Source organism: Mycolicibacter nonchromogenicus (assembly GCF_002101775.1).
GTDB classification, from domain to species: Bacteria; Actinomycetota; Actinomycetes; order Mycobacteriales; family Mycobacteriaceae; genus Mycobacterium; species Mycobacterium nonchromogenicum.
Genome location: NZ_LQPI01000047.1, coordinates 34637 through 50258, shown reverse-complemented (window position 1 = coordinate 50258; position 15622 = coordinate 34637). Strand labels below are relative to the sequence as shown.

Here is a 15622-nt window from a genome sequence, read left to right as displayed (position 1 = left end):
CTTCGAGTTGATCCGTATCTCGCCCTGCAAGCGGGTTGCTATGAACCACTGGACTCAACTCACCCTGACACGCAGGGACCCGAAAAGCTACGCGGTTGGTGCGTGCCAAGCTCCAGGCCGGCGTCTAGCGGCCCGATGCTATTGCGCGCGGCCCCGGGAAGTCCTACCTTTAAGTCTTAACTCAGCTAACTAACAGGGGTATACCGGTGCGCACTCATATTTGCCTTCCCGTTGTGGCGAGCCTCGCCGCGGCAAGTGTCCTCGCCGCCACACCGGTGGCCTCGCCGATGGCCGCCGCTCAGAGCGCAGCAGTCTCATTGACGGGCAACGGCACGTCGCTCGGAGACGGTATCGCGTTCGTGATGGGCGGAACCGGTATGCCGCAGCCGTCCGAGCGCTACCTCGAGGCGATCAACAATCTGTATCTGCAGCCGCACGGGTTCGGCGGCGAGCTCTTCTCGCTCTGGACACCGGAGAATGTCAGTTCGACCTCCCGCGCCGTGGGTGAGCAGATCCTCTACAACGCGGTAATGGACGAGATCAACGGTGGCGAGGTGGACGCTGATCACCCGGTTGTGGTGTTCGGCTACTCGCAGAGCTCCTCGATCTCAGTCGGCCTGATGGAGCGACTGGCCGACGAAGGCATATCCAACGACTTGGTGCGCTTCGTGCTGATCGGATCCCCCGGCACCAGCGCCATCCCCACCGACCTGTACCGCACCGACGTATACAACTACGAGTACGACCCGGTGGCCTTCAAGCCCACGTACTTCAATCCGCTGGCGGACCTCAATTCGGCCCTGGGCTTCCTCTACGGGCACTCGGTCCTGTTGAGCGCGACACCCGAACAGGTCGCGTCCGCCATCGAACTGCCGACGTCAGACCCCGACTCGCTGAACTCCTATTACATGATCACCTCGGAGCTGCTGCCGGTGTTGGCGCCGCTGCAGTTGATCCCGATCCTCGGTCAGCCCCTCTACGAGCTGTTGGAGCCGGTGACTCGGATTCTGGTGAACCTCGGCTACGGCAACATCGACTACGGTTGGCCGCCGGGAGACATCGACGAGCCGGCGGAGCCGGGTTTCTTCCCCGCCAACATCGATCTCGGCGACCTGTTGTCCGCGCTGGGCAATGGTGTGCAGCAGGGGATCAGCAACGCCCTCGCGAGCCTGTTGGATCCCTCGACCTACGAGATCGTCCCGCTCATCGAGCACCCGTCGCTTGCCGGTCTCATTCAAGAGGGCTACATCGTGGGCGCCATCGATACGCCGACCCCGACGTTCAGCGAGGCATTGACCGGTCTGCTGGAGTTCTTCGAAGGCTTCACCGACACGACCGAATACCCGATGCCCGACTAAGCAGGTTCAGCCGAAGAGGGTGGCTTGGCTGCGCTGGCGTTCCAGATCCAGAAGCGTTCGCTTGCGGTCGATACCGCCCCCGTAGCCGGTCAGACTGCCGTTGCTGCCGATTACGCGGTGACACGGCACGATGATCGAGATCGGATTGCGGCCATTGGCCAGTCCGACGGCCCGGGACGCGCTGGGTGACCCGATTTGGCTGGCCAGCTGGCCGTAGGAGCGAGTCTGTCCGTACGGGATGGTCAGCAGGGCGGTCCATACCCGGCGCTGGAATTCCGTGCCGGCCATTTCCAGGGTCACGTCGAACTCCGTGAGCTCACCGGCGAAATAGGCCGCGAGTTGCTCCACCACTTCTGGAAACGCGGTGTCGTCGCGGATCCAGCCCACCCGGCTGGGAGCGTGCGAATGATCCAGCATCAACAGATGGCTGAGTTTGCCGTCGTGGCCCGCCAGGGTCAGCGGACCGATCGGGCTGTCGATAATGCGCTGCGTGGTCATGCGATCTCCTTAGCGGCCGGGGGCCAATCATTCACGGCGTGATCCAGGCTCGCCCAAAGATGCTGGGTGGCATAGGAGCGCCACGGCCGCCAACGAGCACTGTGCCGGATCAGGGTCTGTGGGGTATCAGGTAGGCCGTGTCTGCCGGCAGCGGCCTGTACGCCGAGATCGGTGACGGGAAAGGCGTCAGGGTCGCCCAGACCGCGCATGGCGATCACCTCGGCGGTCCAGGCTCCGATTCCCGGCAGCGCCATCAGGTCGCTGCGGACTTGCTCCCAGTCGCAACCCGCGCTCAGGTCCAGAGCGCCGTCGGCCAGCCGTGCGATCAGGGTGAGCAGTGTCCGGCGGCGGGCCTGGGGAAGAGCGAGTTGCTCGGGCTCGATGTCGGCAAGGCTCTCCACCGACGGAAAGACGTGAGTGAGTCCGCCGACGGGATCGTCGAGTTGTTGGCCGCGTGCAACCACCAGCCGATGCGCATGGGTGCGGGCCGCCTTGGTCGACACCTGCTGGCCGAGCACCGTCCGCACCGCGAGCTCGGCTTCGTCGACGGTCCGCGGAATACGTTGCCCCGGCGCCTTGGCCACCAGCGGCGCCAGGTCCGGGTCGGCACTCAGGGCCTCGACAACGGCTTGCGGGTCGGCGTCGAGGTCCAACAGTCGCCGGCATCGGGTGATCGCGGCGGTCAGATCGCGGAAGTCGTCGAGCACGAGGCGGCACCGGACATGGTCGGGGGCCGGGCGCAGGCTGACGATGCCATTGCCGTGCGGCAGACGCAGCGTGCGCCGGTAGGCGCCGTCGCGGACCTCCTCGCAGCCCGGCACCGCGCACGCCGCCAGGTGCCCGAACACGCCCTCGAACGCGAACGGGGTGCGCACCGGCAGGCGCAGGGACAGGGCACCCGGAGCCTTGGCGTCACGATCGGATGGGCTTCGTGAGCGTGCGACGGCGTGGCTGCGCAGCACAGTCGGCGTCGTGGCGCACACCGCGCGGATGGTGTCGTTGAACTGCCGAATACTGGCGAAACCGGCGGCGAACGCGACATCACTGAGGGGCAGGTCGGTGGTCTCGATCAGGACGCGAGCGGTCTGCGTGCGCTGGGCGCGGGCCAGTGCCAGCGGGCCGGCGCCGACCTCGGTCTGCAGCAACCGCTGCAACTGGCGGGCCGAGTAGCCGAGGTGGCCGGCAAGCCCGCTCACACCCTCCCGGTCGACCATGCCGTCGGCGATCAGGCGCATAGCGCGCCCCACGATGTCGCCCCGGACGTTCCACTCCGGAGAACCCGGCGCTGCGTCAGGGCGGCAGCGCTTGCAGGCGCGGAATCCGGCTCGCTGTGCGGCGGCGGCGGTGGGGTAGAACCGGACATTCGCCGGCAGCGGCGTGCGCGCTGGGCAACTGGGCCGGCAATAGATCCCGGTCGTGAGCACCGCGATGTTGAACCAGCCGTCAAAGCGGGCGTCTTTGGACTTCACGGCGCGATAGCAGCGGTCGAAGTCGTCATGCACGATTCAACGATGTCACGCGCCGGCCGACGACACTAGCGGAAAAGCGACATGACAGTCTCGGGGTCGCCGGCGCGGGTGCGGGGCTAGCATCGGTGCGTGACGGTACTGGTGCAGCGGTACTTGGACGGGATTCTTGCCGAGCACGCCGGGGTGGACCACGGCGCTCTGGCGAGTTACATCCCGGAATTGGCTGAGGTCGATCCCACCGGGTTCGGTCTGTCATTGTCCTCGTCGGACGGCTATGTCTATGAATCCGGCGACGCCGGAGTGCAATTCACCATGCAGTCCATTTCCAAACCGTTCACCTACGCGCTCGCCCTCGATCAGCTGGGGCAGGCGGATGTTGACGCGCGGATCGGCGTGGAGCCCTCTGGTGAGGGCTTCAACAAGATCAGCGTGGATCAGGTCACCAATGTCCCGAAGAATCCGATGATCAATGCCGGTGCGATCGTGGCGTGCTCCTTGATCCCCGGAAAGACCCTCGAGCACCGGTTCGATCTTGTCCGTGAGTTCTTCAGCGCCTGCGCCGGCCGTGACCTGGACTTCGACGAGACGGTGTATCTGTCGGAGCGGGCGACCGGCAGCCGCAACCGCGGGATCGCCTATCTGTTGGACAGTTTCGGCGCTTTGGGCGCCGACCCCGACGACGCCCTGGATCTCTACATCCGTCAGTGTTCGCTGAAGGTCACCAGCACCGACCTGGCCCGGATGGCCGCGACGCTGGCCCGCGGCGGCCACAACCCGTTGACCGGGCGGCAGGTGACCGATGCCGCGGTGGTGCGGCGCACCTTGTCGGTGATGGTGACCTGCGGAATGTACGACGCCGCCGGTGAGTGGGTCAGTGCGGTCGGGCTGCCGGCCAAGAGCGGTGTGGCCGGTGGCATCGTGGCGGTGCTTCCCGGACAGCTGGGTATCGGCGTCTATTCACCGCGGATCGATGCCAAGGGCAACAGCGTGCGCGGGATGCTGGTGTGCCGCAGTCTTTCCCAACAGCTCGGGCTGCACTTCCTGACGGTGAGCAGTGAGGCTCATGCGGCGATCCGCGGGGTCTACGCTCCCCGCCCAGGAGTTCGGGTCTACGAGGTGCACGGCGATCTGCTGTTCGCCGGGGCCGAACAGGTGGTTCGCACCGCCACCCGCGAATGCGGCGACATCGACACCGCCATCCTCGACGTCTCGCGCCTGCACACGATCAGCGAGCCGGCACGCGGTCTGCTGGCGGGGCTGCCCGAGGAGTTGCGGGCTCTGGACAAACAGGGTCTGCTCGTCGATCCCGACGGGTCGGTGGCGCCCGACCCGTCGGCCGGGATGGTGTTCGCCACGGTCGAAGACGCACTGACGGCGACCGAGATATGGGTAGGGGACTAGCCGGAGGTCACAGGGGGCTGGCCAACACCGTGGGTTCTTCGTAGCCGCGCAACACGATCGAATCACCCACCTCCCACTGCGCCTGCTCGCTGATACTGGCGGCGTACATGGTCTTGGCGGTCGTCAACAGGGGCACTGGTTGGGCCTTAGCCAACTCGCACAGCCGGGCGGCCTCGTTGACGGGTTCTCCGATCACGGTGTACTCGAATCGTTCCTTGGCGCCGACGTTTCCGGCCACGACCTGGCCGGCCGCCACACCGATGCCCGCCCGGATCTCCGGTACCTCGGCGCTCAGGCGATACAGGATGGCCCGGGCTGCGGCCAACGCCTCATTCTCCGGCTGCTCAAGGTGATTGGGTGCGCCGAAGATCGCCAGGGTGGCATCGCCCTCGAACTTGTTGATCAGCCCGTGGTGGCGGTCGACTTCGTCGACGACGACGGCGAAGAACCGGTTCAGCAGGCTGACCACCTCGGTCGCGGGCTTGGCGGTCACAATCTGTGTCGAGCCGACGATATCGACGAAAACGACTGCGACGTGCCGCTCTTCGCCGCCGAGTTGAATCTGGTCGCGTTCGGCGGCGGCGGCCACTTCACGCCCGACGTGACGACCGAACAGGTCACGTACGCGTTCACGCTCGCGCAGTCCGTGCACCATCGCGTTGAAACCGCTTTGCAGCTCACCGAGTTCGGTACCATCGAACACCACCAGGTCGCCCGTCAGATCCCCCTGTTCCACGCGTCGCAGAGCCGCGCGCACCACGCGCACCGGAGTCGCGGTGAGCCAGGCCAGGATCAGCATCAACAGGAAACCGAAGACCAGCGTGGTCACCGACGCGATCAGCACGGCGTCGCCGAACTGCTCCAAGGTCAGATTCTTGAGCACCACCGCGAAGAATGCGGTCAACGCGATGCCCAGGATCGGAAGCCCCGAGGTGAGCAGCCAGACCATCATCGTCCGGCCCATGATGCCCGAGAGAATTCGGCGCGGCGGCGGGCCGGCAGCCAGCGCCTGTGCGGCCACCGGCCGCAGCGCGAATTCGGTGAACAGGTAGCAGGCCGTGGACACCAGAATGCCGCAGATGGTCAGGGTCACCCCGATGATCGGGATGAAGATCTTGTCGGCCATCCCATAGAGCACGGTGAACAACACCGTCGCGACACCCCACAGGGCCAGCACCACTTGTGCCACCCGCCAGGGCGTGAGGAAGGCGTTGCGTTCGTCGGAGGGCGTCGGCGACTGCTCTTTGATGGCCCAGCGCAATTTTCTGACGGTGCGCCGGGTTATCCCGTAGGTGCCGCCGACCAGAGCCGCGACCACGTAGGCCGGCACCAGCCCGAAGGTCAGCCACGCCGGGGCGTCACTGAACACACTGGGCACCGGGAACGCCATGGTCACCAGCAGTGCTTCCACGGCGACACCGAGCAGGTTCGTCCCGACGATCACGATGGTCAAAATGAACTGGATGCGAATCCGTCGCAGGTACTGACTTTCCGACACCTGACCCAGCAGCCAGGAGCCGTACTCGGGTTCCTCGGGCAGCCGTCCGCTCTGGCGGGTGAGCAGCTCCAGTACTCGGCCCAGTCGCTGTGCGAACGTCTTCGGAGGCGTCATCGTGGCGTAAGGATAGTTGCTCGAGCTCTCCCCCTAAGGTGGATCGGATGCGACTCGTGATCGCCCAGTGCACCGTCGACTATGTCGGTCGGCTCACCGCGCACCTGCCCTCTGCCCGGCGACTGCTGCTGCTGAAGGCCGACGGTTCGGTCAGCGTGCACGCCGACGACCGTGCATATAAGCCGCTGAACTGGATGAGTCCACCGTGCCGGCTCACCGAGGAGACCGGCGGTGAGTTCCCGGTATGGGTGGTGGCGAACAAGACCGGTGATCAGCTGCGGATCACCATCGAGGAGATCGAGCACGACTCCAGTCACGAACTCGGTGTCGACCCCGGGCTGGTGAAAGACGGTGTCGAGGCACAACTGCAGGCATTGCTGGCCGAGCACGTCGAACTGCTCGGCGAGGGTTACACGTTGGTGCGCCGCGAATACATGACCGCAATCGGTCCTGTCGACCTGTTGTGTCGCGACGAACAGGGGCGAGCGGTCGCGGTGGAGATCAAGCGGCGCGGCGAGATCGACGGTGTGGAACAGCTCACGCGATACCTAGAACTGCTAAACCGCGACAGCCTGCTGGCACCGGTGAGTGGAGTCTTCGCCGCTCAGCAGATCAAACCGCAGGCCCGCACTCTGGCCACCGACCGCGGCATCCGTTGCCTGACTTTGGATTATGACGCGATGCGCGGAATGGACAGCGACGAGTACCGGCTGTTCTGAGCGTCACCGGAATAGCAACGCACGGTCGTGCGTTGGAGCAGCGCATGGCACTCGATGACCTCTTTCAGCCGCTGGCCGTCCGCTCGCTGACCGTCCCCAATCGGTTCGCGATGGCGCCCATGACCCGCCAGGCGTCCCCCGACGGCATTCCGGGCAGCGATGTGGCCGAGTACTACCGACGGCGTGCTGCCGGCGGAGTGGGACTGATCATCACCGAGGGCATCCGGCTGCCCGACCCGGCAGCGGGATTTCCGGCCAGTGTGCCGACCCTCGCCGGCGACGACGTGCTCGCCGGATGGACCCGCGTGGTCGACGGCGTCCATGCCGAGGGAGCGACGATCGCGGCGCAGTTGTGGCATCAGGGGGTGGAGCGCCGCGATGACGACGGGGTGGAACCGGTCGGCCCGTCGGGCATTGACGGACACGGGAAGCCGCGTGGCCGCGCGCTGCGCACCGACGAACTCGCCACAGTTGCACAGCTCTTCGCCACCAGTGCCGTCACCGCGCGAGACCTCGGATTCGACGCGGTGGAGATTCACGGTGCCCACGGCTACCTGCTCGACGAATTCTTCTGGGAGCGCACGAATCGGCGTACCGACGGCTACGGCGGGTCGCTGGCGGCTCGCACTCGTTTCCCGGCCGAAGTGGTCGCCGCGGTGCGCGCCGCGGTCGGACCGGACTATCCGATCATCTTCCGGTTCTCCCAGTGGAAGGGCACCGACTACACGGCATCCATCGCCGAAGACCCGACACAGTTGCAGGAACTGCTCACACCACTCGTCGACGCGGGAGTGAACATGCTGCACCCCTCGACTCGGCGGCACTATGCGCCGGGGTTCCCCGACCAGGACAGTGCCCTGAGCCTCGCTGGGTGGACCAAGAAGGTCACCGGCGTGCCCGTCATCGCTGTTGGGTCGGTCGGGCTGGAAACACAGTTCCGCAGCGAGAAGCGTGGTGAGGTGATCGCTCCCGCACCGGTCGATCGGCTGGTCGAACAGTTCGACGCGGGGGAGTTCGACGTGGTGGCCATCGGGCGGGCGCTGCTTGCCGACCCGACCTGGGTGAATCGCCTGCGCCGCGACGAGTTGGCCGGGTTCACCGGCTACGACGCCGCGGCCGCACTGTCCAAACTCGCGTGAGGTGGCCTCACTAGGCTGATCGCCATGGCTCGTCGCCACAAGCCGTCGCGTCGGCAACAGCCGCTACGGCCGCTGCCGCGGCAACAACGCGTGGAGACCGGTCCTGACGGCTATGAATACATCGTCGTGCCGATTGCGGGCGCGCGGGCCATCAAGGTCTACCGCTGCCCCGGATGCGATCACGAAATCCGTTGCGACGTAGCTCATGTAGTGGTGTGGCCGGCGGACTTCGGCGACTCGGCGGACGAGGACCGACGGCATTGGCATACGCCGTGTTGGGCAAACCGCAACAATCGGGGCCCGACCCGTAAGTGGTCCTAGTAGGCCCGGCCAGGAACTGGTCCTAGTAACTCAGTGTGCTTGCGCGTCCGCGGCCGGCTCGACCAGTTCGACCAGCACGCCACCGGCGTCCTTGGGGTGGATGAAGTTGATCCGCGAGTTCGACGTGCCGCGCCGCGGGGCCTCGTAGAGCAGCCGGACACCCTGCTCGCGCAGCCGCTCGGAGAGCGCTTCGATGTCGCTGGTCCGGTAGGCCAGCTGCTGCAGACCGGGACCGCGCTTGTCCAGGAACTTGGCGATGGTCGATGTCTCGTCGATCGGGGCCATCAGCTGAATCTGGGCGCTGCCGACCGGCGCGCCGCGAACCGCGAGCATCGCTTCGACGATGCCCTGCTCCTCGTTGACCTCTTCGTGCAGCACGATCATCCCGAGCTTGTCGTGGTACCACTTCTTGGCCACTTCCAGGTCCGAGACCGCGATACCGACGTGGTCGACCGCCGTCACCAGGGCCGAAGCCAGGGCGGGTCGTACCTCAGGGTCAGCGACGGATTCGGTCGTCATAGGACTAACGGTAACCTGAGCGGAAACATCGCGTTGAGCCGACCGGAGAGATCGGCCTTTCAGACCCGCCCGGGAGGTAGTCATGACGACATCGGTGATCGTTGCTGGGGCTCGTACCCCCATCGGTCGGTTGATGGGTGCGCTGAAGGATTTTTCCGGCAGTGACCTGGGCGCAGTCGCCATCGCCGGGGCGCTGGAGAAGGCGAAGGTACCGGCGTCGCTGGTGCAGTACGTGATCATGGGGCAGGTGCTCACGGCGGGCGCCGGGCAGATGCCGGCTCGGCAGGCGGCGGTGGCCGCGGGCATCGGCTGGGACGTGCCGACCCTGACCATCAACAAGATGTGCCTGTCGGGCATCAACGCCATTGCCATGGCCGACCAGCTGATCCGCGCCGGCGAATTCGACGTGGTGGTGGCCGGCGGCCAGGAGTCGATGAGCAAGGCCCCGCACCTGTTGCTGGACAGCCGGTCGGGCTACAAGTACGGCGACGTGACGGTGCGTGACCACCTCGCCTACGACGGGCTGCACGACGTCTTCACCGACCAGCCGATGGGCGCCCTCACCGAGCAGCGCAACGACGAAGACAAGTTCACCCGCGCTGAGCAGGACGAGTTCGCGGCCGAGTCGCACCGCCGGGCCGCCGCGGCCTGGAAGGACGGCGTTTTCGCCGACGAGGTGGTGCCGGTGAAGATCCCGCAGCGTAAGGGGGATCCGCTGGAGTTCACCGAGGACGAGGGCATCCGCGCCAACACCACAGCCGAGTCGCTGTCCGGGCTCAAGCCGGCGTTCCGCAAGGACGGGACCATCACCGCCGGTTCGTCGTCGCAGATCTCCGACGGCGCGGCCGCGGTGGTGGTGATGAGCAAGGCTAAGGCGCAGGAGCTGGGTCTGGACTGGCTGTGCGAGATCGGGGCGCACGGCGTGGTTGCGGGGCCGGATTCGACCCTGCAGTCCCAGCCGGCCAATGCCATCAAGAAGGCGATCGAGCGCGAGGGGATCTCGGTCGATCAACTCGACGTGGTGGAGATCAACGAGGCCTTTGCCGCGGTGTCGCTGGCATCGACCCGCGAGCTGGGTCTGAGCGGTGACGTGGTCAACGTGCACGGTGGTGCGATCGCCGTCGGGCACCCGATCGGGATGTCCGGGGCCCGGATCACGCTGCACGCCGCACTTGAGCTCAAGCGACGCGGTTCGGGCTATGCGGTGGCCGCGCTGTGCGGTGCCGGTGGCCAGGGTGACGCGCTCATCCTGCGCGCGGGATAGCGGCTTCCTACGGTTGCGTAGGTTGCTGGCGAGGCCTGTTTGCTGTGCGGCGAAACCGCAGTGTGATATTGGTCATAGTGAGGTGCTCGGGCGCATAAAAGGCCCTCGGCCACGCCGCGACGGCGACGTGACAGACTTGACGGCGTGACGCGTCCTCGACCCCCTATCGGCCCGGCGTTGGCCGGAGCAGTGGACTTGGCCGGCCTCAAGAAGCCGGCTCAATCCGGCGGCGCCGCCGGTGCCTCCCCGGCTCCCCCCGGAGCCACGGAGATCACCGAGGCCAACTTCGAAGACGAAGTGCTGGTCCGGTCCAACCAGGTACCGGTGGTGGTCCTGCTGTGGTCGCCGCGCAGTGAGGTCTGCATCCAGTTGGCCGACACCTTCGCCGCGCTGGCACAGGCGGACAACGCCGACGGTGCGCCCGCCAAGTGGTCGCTGGCCACCGTCAACGTCGACGTCGCCCCGCGGGTGGCGCAGGTGTTCGGCGTGGACGCGGTGCCGACGGTGGTGGCCCTGGCCGCCGGTCAGCCGATCACCAGCTTTCAGGGACCTCAGCCACCCGACCAGTTGCGCCGTTGGGTGGACTCGCTGGTGTCGGCCACCGCAGGCAAGCTCGCCGGTGGCGGTGTCGCCGAGCAGCCGGAACAGGTGGACCCGGTGTTGGCGCAGGCGCGTGCACACCTCGACGCCGGCGACTTCTCGGCGGCCCGAGCCTCCTACCAGGCATTGCTGGACACCGACCCCGACCATGTCGAAGCCAAGGGCGCGCTGCGCCAGCTCACCTTCTTGGAACGCGCGACCAGTCGGGCACCCGATGCACCGGCACAGGCCGATGCGGACCCGGGCAATATCGAGGCCGCCTTCGCCGCCGCTGACGTGCAGATCCTCAACCAGGACGTCACCGCGGCGTTCGACCGGCTGATCGCCCTGGTAAGGCGGACCGCCGGTGACGAGCGCGCGGCGGTGCGGACCCGGCTGGTGGAACTGTTCGAGCTGTTCGACCCCGCCGACCCCGACGTCGTCGCCGGCCGGCGCAATCTGGCCAACGCGCTGTACTGACCCGCTACTCGGGCGCCAGCCACACGGCCGACAGGGCGGGTAACACCAGCACCGCGGAGGCCGGTCGGCCGTGCCACGGTTGGTCGGTGGCCTGTACCCCGCCCAGGTTGCCCTCGCCCCATCCGCGATAGTCGACCGCATCGGTGTTGAGCACCTCACGCCAGCGGCCCGCTCGCGGCAACCCCAGGTGGTAATCGGCGTGGGTGACGCCGGCGAAGTTGAACACGCAGGCCAGCACCGAACCATCGGTGCCGTAACGCAGGAAGCTCAGCACATTGTTGGCCGAGTCGTTGGCGTCGATCCAGGAGTAGCCCCGCGGGTCGGCGTCCTGGGTCCACAGGGCGGGCAGGGCACGGTAGCGCGCGTTGAGGTCGCTGACCAGCCGGAGAATGCCGGGGGAGTAGCCGTCGGGTTCGCTCTGGGGGTCGAGCTGAAACCAGTCGACCCCACGGTCGTGGCACCATTCCGCGCGCTGGCCGAATTCCTGGCCCATGAACAGCAACTGCTTGCCGGGATGCGCCCACTGGTAGGCCAGCAGAGCGCGCAGGCCCGCCGCCTTGTGGTGGTCGTCGCCGGGCATCCTGGACCACAGCGTGCCCTTGCCGTGCACCACCTCGTCGTGGCTGATCGGCAGCACATAGTTCTCGCTGAACGCATAGAGCATCGAGAACGTCATGTTGTGGTGGTGGTAGCTGCGGTGCACCGGATCATGACCGAGGTAGGCCAAGGTGTCGTGCATCCAGCCCATGTTCCATTTCATGGAGAATCCCAGTCCGCCAAGGCTGGTGTCCCGGGTGACTCCCGGCCAGGAGGTGGACTCCTCGGCGATGGTCACGATGCCGGGAGCGACCCGGTGGGCGGTCGCGTTCAACTCCTGCAGGAACTGCACCGCCTCCAGGTTCTCCCGGCCGCCGTGGATATTGGGGGTCCATTGGCCGTCCGGGCGCGAATAGTCCAGGTAGAGCATCGATGCCACGGCATCCACCCGTAGCCCGTCCACGTGGAACTCGGTCAGCCAATACAGCGCATTGGCCACCAGAAAGTTGCGCACCTCTGGCCGGCCGAAGTCGAACACGTAGGTGCCCCAGTCGAGTTGCTCACCGCGGCGCGGATCGGAGTGCTCATAGAGCGGAGTCCCGTCGAATCGGCCCAGGGCCCAATCGTCTTTGGGGAAGTGCGCCGGAACCCAGTCCACGATGACGCCGATACCGGCACCGTGCAGCGCGTCGACCAGCGCCCGGAAGTCGTCGGGGGTGCCGAAGCGTGCCGTCGGGGCGTAGTACGACGTCACCTGATATCCCCAGGACCCGCCGAAGGGGTGCTCGGCCACCGGCAGCAGCTCGACATGGGTGAAGCCCCGCTCGACCACGTATTCGGTCAGCTCCACCGCGAGTTGGCGATAGCTGAGCCCCGGGCGCCACGAACCCAGATGCACCTCGTAGGTGCTCATCGGCTCGCTCACCGGAATACGGGTGCGGCGCTGCGCCATCCACTCGTCGTCGCTCCAGGTGTAGTCACTGGACGTCACCATCGACGCGGTGCGCGGTGGCACCTCGGTGGCATAGGCGAAGGGATCGGCGCGCTCGGTGACCGTGCCGTCGGCCCCGTGAATGCGGAATTTATAGAGTCCGGCGGCGGGAAAGTCTGGCCAGAACAGCTCCCAGACACCCGAGGAGCCCAAGCACCGCAGGGGGACGTTGTCGCCCACCCAACCGTTGAAATCGCCGATCAGGCTCACCCCGGTGGCATTCGGTGCCCACACCGCGAAGGACACGCCGGACACCTCGCCGTCGGGCGTGGTGAACTTCCGGTGCTGAGCCCCCATCACTTCCCAGAGACGTTCATGGCGGCCCTCGGCGAACAGGTACAGGTCGAGCTCACCCAGGGTCGGCGCAAATCGGTACCCATCGGCGACCGTGTGTACCCCGGTGGGTTCGGCGAATTCGCCGGTCTGCGGGTAGTGCACCTCCAGCCGGTAGTCGACGAGGCCGGTGAACGGCAGGGCCGCCGCGAACAACCCCGAGCCCAGGTCACGCATGGTGAAACGTTTGCCGCCGACGAGCACCGCCACCCGCTGAGCGCGCGGTCGCAGCGTTCGGATGACGGTGGTCTTGCCGTATTCGTGAGCGCCCAGAACGGAATGCGGGTCGTGGTGTTCGCCGGCAAGCAGCCGAGCCAGGTCAGCAGGATGCGGCGCCAGATGTTTGGACATACGGCTCATCAGCGTCGCAGCAGCTCGGTTCGGGCGCCGGCGTTGATCGGCGGCATGGTGACGATATGAGCGACCGCATGGGCCGGGTCCAAGCGGACATAGTTCTCCTGGCCCCAGTTGTAGTCCTCACCGCTGATCTGGTCACGCACCCAGAAGCGTTGGTAGTCGGGCATTCCCAGCACCCACATGTCCAGACGCAGGGTTGCCTGCTCGGGGCCGAACGGATTGAGGGTGACCACCACCAATACGGTGTCGCCGGTGGCCGGGTCGAACTTGCTGTAGGCCAGCAGCGCGTCGTTGTCGACATGATGGAAGTGCACGGTGCGCAGCTGATCGAACGCCGGGTGCAGTCGGCGAATCTCGTTGAGCCGGGCGATGAACGGCTCCAGGGACCGGCCTTCGGCGACGGCACGGGCGAAGTCGCGGGGCCGAAGTTCGTACTTCTCGGAGTCCAGGTACTCCTCACTGCCTTCGTGCACAGCACGGTCCTCGAACAACTCGAACCCGGAGTACACGCCCCACGTCGGACCCAGCGTCGCCGCCAGCACCGCACGGATGGCGAACATCCCGGGGCCGCCGTGCTGCAGGCTGGCGTGCAGGATGTCGGGAGTGTTGACGAACAGATTCGGCCGACGGAAGTCGGCGAGTTCGGCGATCTGCCGACCGAACTCGGTGAGCTCGGATTTGTTCGTCCGCCAGGTGAAGTACGAGTAGGACTGGGTGAATCCCAGCTTGGCCAAGCCGTACTGGCGCGCCGGCGGCGTGAACGCCTCGGATAGGAACAGCACGTCGGGGTCGATGTTCTTGACGGTGGCGATCAACCAGAGCCAGAAGTCCGGGGGCTTGGTGTGCGGATTGTCTACCCGAAAGATCCTCACCCCGTGGTCTATCCAGAACCGGACCACCCGCAGGACCTCCGCGTACAGGCCGGCCGGATCGTTGTCGAAGTTCAGCGGGTAGATGTCCTGGTACTTCTTCGGCGGGTTCTCCGCGTAGGCGATGGTGCCGTCGGGTAGCTCGGTGAACCATTCCCGGTGCTCGGTGGCCCAGGGATGATCCGGTGCGCATTGCAACGCCAGGTCGAGGGCAACCTCCAGATTGAGCCGGTGCGCCGCGGCGACAAAGTCGTCGAAGTCGCCGATGTCGCCCAATGCCGGATGCACCGCGTCATGCCCGCCCTCGGCACTGCCGATGGCCCACGGCGAACCGACGTCACCGGGTTCGGCGGTCGCGGAGTTGTTGCGGCCCTTGCGGTGTATCCGGCCGATGGGGTGGATCGGCGGCAGATACACCACGTCGAAGCCCATGTCCGCTATCCGGGGCAGGGCCGCAGCCGCGGTCGCGAAGGTGCCGTGCACCGGCCGGCCCTCGGCGTCCCAGCCGCCGGTCGAACGCGGAAACATCTCGTACCACGCGCCGCGGCGTGCCAAAGGCCGATCCACCCACACCTGGTGTTCGACGCCGGCGGTGACCAGCTCACGCAGCGGATGGCGGGCCAGCAGTTCGTCGAGTTCGGACGACAGCGCCAGTGCGGCTCGCGACACCGGATCGCCCGGGGCACGCAGCGCGGCGGCCGCCGCCCGCACCGATTTGCGGTGTGCCCTGGGTACGCCGGCTGCGGCACGGTCGAACAACGCGGCACCGATCACCAGGTCATTGGACAGCTCAGCCTCAGACTGTCCGGCGTCCAGCTTGGCGGTCACCGCATGGCGCCAGGTCTGCAACGGATCCCCCCAGCCCTCGACGCGGAACGTCCACAGACCGACGGCGTCGGGGGTGAAGGCGCCGTGGAAGACGTAGGCGTCGAACCCGGTATGCATGGGCAGTTGCAGGACCGGGCCGGGCGAGGTCGCCGGTGGGGGATCGCCGGGCAGCGGGTAGTGGCGCCCCGCGTAGCGCACCACCAACGTCGCCGCGACGGCCTCGTGGCCTTCACGCCAGACGGTGGCCTTGACCGGCACGGTCTCACCGACCACGGCCTTGACCGGGTAGCGGCCGCACGAGACGACCGGCTCGACATCGTCGACCTCGACTCGGCCAGCCACCACACT

The 15622-nt window shown here is 66.7% G+C and carries 13 protein-coding genes; 7 read left to right on the top strand and 6 right to left on the bottom strand.

Annotated features, from left to right (window positions below; all coding sequences use genetic code 11):
* The first annotated feature begins 233 nt into the window (after nucleotides 1-233).
* The gene (locus AWC18_RS12835; RefSeq protein WP_234806517.1) at nucleotides 234-1358 is read left to right on the top strand and encodes a PE-PPE domain-containing protein; all 1125 of its coding nucleotides are present in this window, start codon (nucleotides 234-236) and stop codon (nucleotides 1356-1358) included.
* 6 nt (nucleotides 1359-1364) lie between these two features.
* Here the strand turns inward: AWC18_RS12835 and AWC18_RS12830 are convergent, their stop codons facing one another.
* Nucleotides 1365-1856, bottom strand: coding sequence for a methylated-DNA--[protein]-cysteine S-methyltransferase (locus AWC18_RS12830; protein ID WP_085138976.1), 492 nt, complete (start codon nucleotides 1854-1856; stop codon nucleotides 1365-1367).
* Nucleotides 1853-3358, bottom strand: coding sequence for a DNA-3-methyladenine glycosylase 2 family protein (locus AWC18_RS12825; protein WP_085138975.1), 1506 nt, complete (start codon nucleotides 3356-3358; stop codon nucleotides 1853-1855). The genes AWC18_RS12830 and AWC18_RS12825 overlap by 4 nt, the downstream gene beginning before the upstream one ends.
* A gap of 96 nt (nucleotides 3359-3454) precedes the next feature.
* On the opposite strand from AWC18_RS12825, the gene glsA reads away from it, so the two are divergent.
* Entirely contained in the window at nucleotides 3455-4726 is a 1272-nt protein-coding gene (gene glsA, locus AWC18_RS12820; protein WP_085138974.1) for a glutaminase A, read from the top strand.
* Between the two features lie 7 nt (nucleotides 4727-4733).
* On the opposite strand, the gene AWC18_RS12815 is transcribed toward glsA, so the two are convergent.
* Nucleotides 4734-6338: an adenylate/guanylate cyclase domain-containing protein gene (locus AWC18_RS12815; RefSeq protein WP_064997358.1), complete on the bottom strand. Its 1605-nt coding sequence runs from the start codon at nucleotides 6336-6338 to the stop codon at nucleotides 4734-4736.
* Between the two features lie 47 nt (nucleotides 6339-6385).
* Here AWC18_RS12815 and nucS point away from each other — a divergent pair, with 47 nt between their 5' ends.
* The 3 genes from nucS to AWC18_RS22025 are packed head-to-tail and all read left to right on the top strand — an operon-like array spanning nucleotide 6386 to nucleotide 8517.
* The gene (gene nucS, locus AWC18_RS12810) at nucleotides 6386-7057 is read left to right on the top strand and encodes an endonuclease NucS (protein WP_064997363.1); all 672 of its coding nucleotides are present in this window, start codon (nucleotides 6386-6388) and stop codon (nucleotides 7055-7057) included.
* A gap of 44 nt (nucleotides 7058-7101) precedes the next feature.
* Nucleotides 7102-8196, top strand: a complete 1095-nt coding sequence (locus AWC18_RS12805; protein ID WP_085138973.1) for an NADH:flavin oxidoreductase — start codon at nucleotides 7102-7104, stop codon at nucleotides 8194-8196.
* Nucleotides 8197-8220: 24 nt separating this feature from the next.
* Nucleotides 8221-8517, top strand: a complete 297-nt coding sequence (locus AWC18_RS22025) for an Rv1322 family protein (RefSeq protein ID WP_082961037.1) — start codon at nucleotides 8221-8223, stop codon at nucleotides 8515-8517.
* Between the two features lie 30 nt (nucleotides 8518-8547).
* On the opposite strand, the gene mce is transcribed toward AWC18_RS22025, so the two are convergent.
* Nucleotides 8548-9036, bottom strand: a complete 489-nt coding sequence (gene mce / locus AWC18_RS12795; protein ID WP_064997355.1) for a methylmalonyl-CoA epimerase — start codon at nucleotides 9034-9036, stop codon at nucleotides 8548-8550.
* Nucleotides 9037-9118: 82 nt separating this feature from the next.
* Here mce and AWC18_RS12790 point away from each other — a divergent pair, with 82 nt between their 5' ends.
* Both AWC18_RS12790 and AWC18_RS12785 read left to right on the top strand, forming a co-directional pair.
* Complete coding sequence (locus AWC18_RS12790) at nucleotides 9119-10300, top strand: acetyl-CoA C-acetyltransferase (RefSeq protein WP_085138972.1); 1182 nt, start codon at nucleotides 9119-9121, stop codon at nucleotides 10298-10300.
* A gap of 144 nt (nucleotides 10301-10444) precedes the next feature.
* Nucleotides 10445-11359 carry a tetratricopeptide repeat protein gene (locus AWC18_RS12785; RefSeq protein ID WP_085138971.1) on the top strand — a complete coding sequence of 305 codons (915 nt, stop codon included), beginning with the start codon at nucleotides 10445-10447 and terminating at the stop codon, nucleotides 11357-11359.
* A 4-nt stretch (nucleotides 11360-11363) separates the two neighbouring features.
* Here the strand turns inward: AWC18_RS12785 and glgB are convergent, their stop codons facing one another.
* On the bottom strand, nucleotides 11364-13580 hold the full coding sequence (glgB, locus tag AWC18_RS12780; RefSeq protein WP_085138970.1) for a 1,4-alpha-glucan branching protein GlgB: 2217 nt from the start codon (nucleotides 13578-13580) through the stop codon (nucleotides 11364-11366).
* A complete protein-coding gene (locus tag AWC18_RS12775; RefSeq protein ID WP_208858364.1) occupies nucleotides 13580-15616 on the bottom strand; it encodes an alpha-1,4-glucan--maltose-1-phosphate maltosyltransferase in 2037 nt (678 codons plus the stop codon). The genes glgB and AWC18_RS12775 overlap by 1 nt, the downstream gene beginning before the upstream one ends.
* Nucleotides 15617-15622: the final 6 nt, after the last annotated feature.

What these genes read in the sequence shown, in the direction of transcription:
- AWC18_RS12830 (WP_085138976.1), bottom strand. Translation starts at nt 1,856, where the DNA reads ATGACCACGCAGCGCATTATCGACAGCCCGATCGGTCCGCTGACCCTG.
- AWC18_RS12815 (WP_064997358.1), bottom strand. Translation starts at nt 6,338, where the DNA reads ATGACGCCTCCGAAGACGTTCGCACAGCGACTGGGCCGAGTACTGGAG.
- nucS (WP_064997363.1), top strand. Translation starts at nt 6,386, where the DNA reads ATGCGACTCGTGATCGCCCAGTGCACCGTCGACTATGTCGGTCGGCTC.
- AWC18_RS12805 (WP_085138973.1), top strand. Translation starts at nt 7,102, where the DNA reads ATGGCACTCGATGACCTCTTTCAGCCGCTGGCCGTCCGCTCGCTGACC.
- AWC18_RS22025 (WP_082961037.1), top strand. Translation starts at nt 8,221, where the DNA reads ATGGCTCGTCGCCACAAGCCGTCGCGTCGGCAACAGCCGCTACGGCCG.
- mce (WP_064997355.1), bottom strand. Translation starts at nt 9,036, where the DNA reads ATGACGACCGAATCCGTCGCTGACCCTGAGGTACGACCCGCCCTGGCT.
- AWC18_RS12790 (WP_085138972.1), top strand. Translation starts at nt 9,119, where the DNA reads ATGACGACATCGGTGATCGTTGCTGGGGCTCGTACCCCCATCGGTCGG.
- glgB (WP_085138970.1), bottom strand. Translation starts at nt 13,580, where the DNA reads ATGAGCCGTATGTCCAAACATCTGGCGCCGCATCCTGCTGACCTGGCT.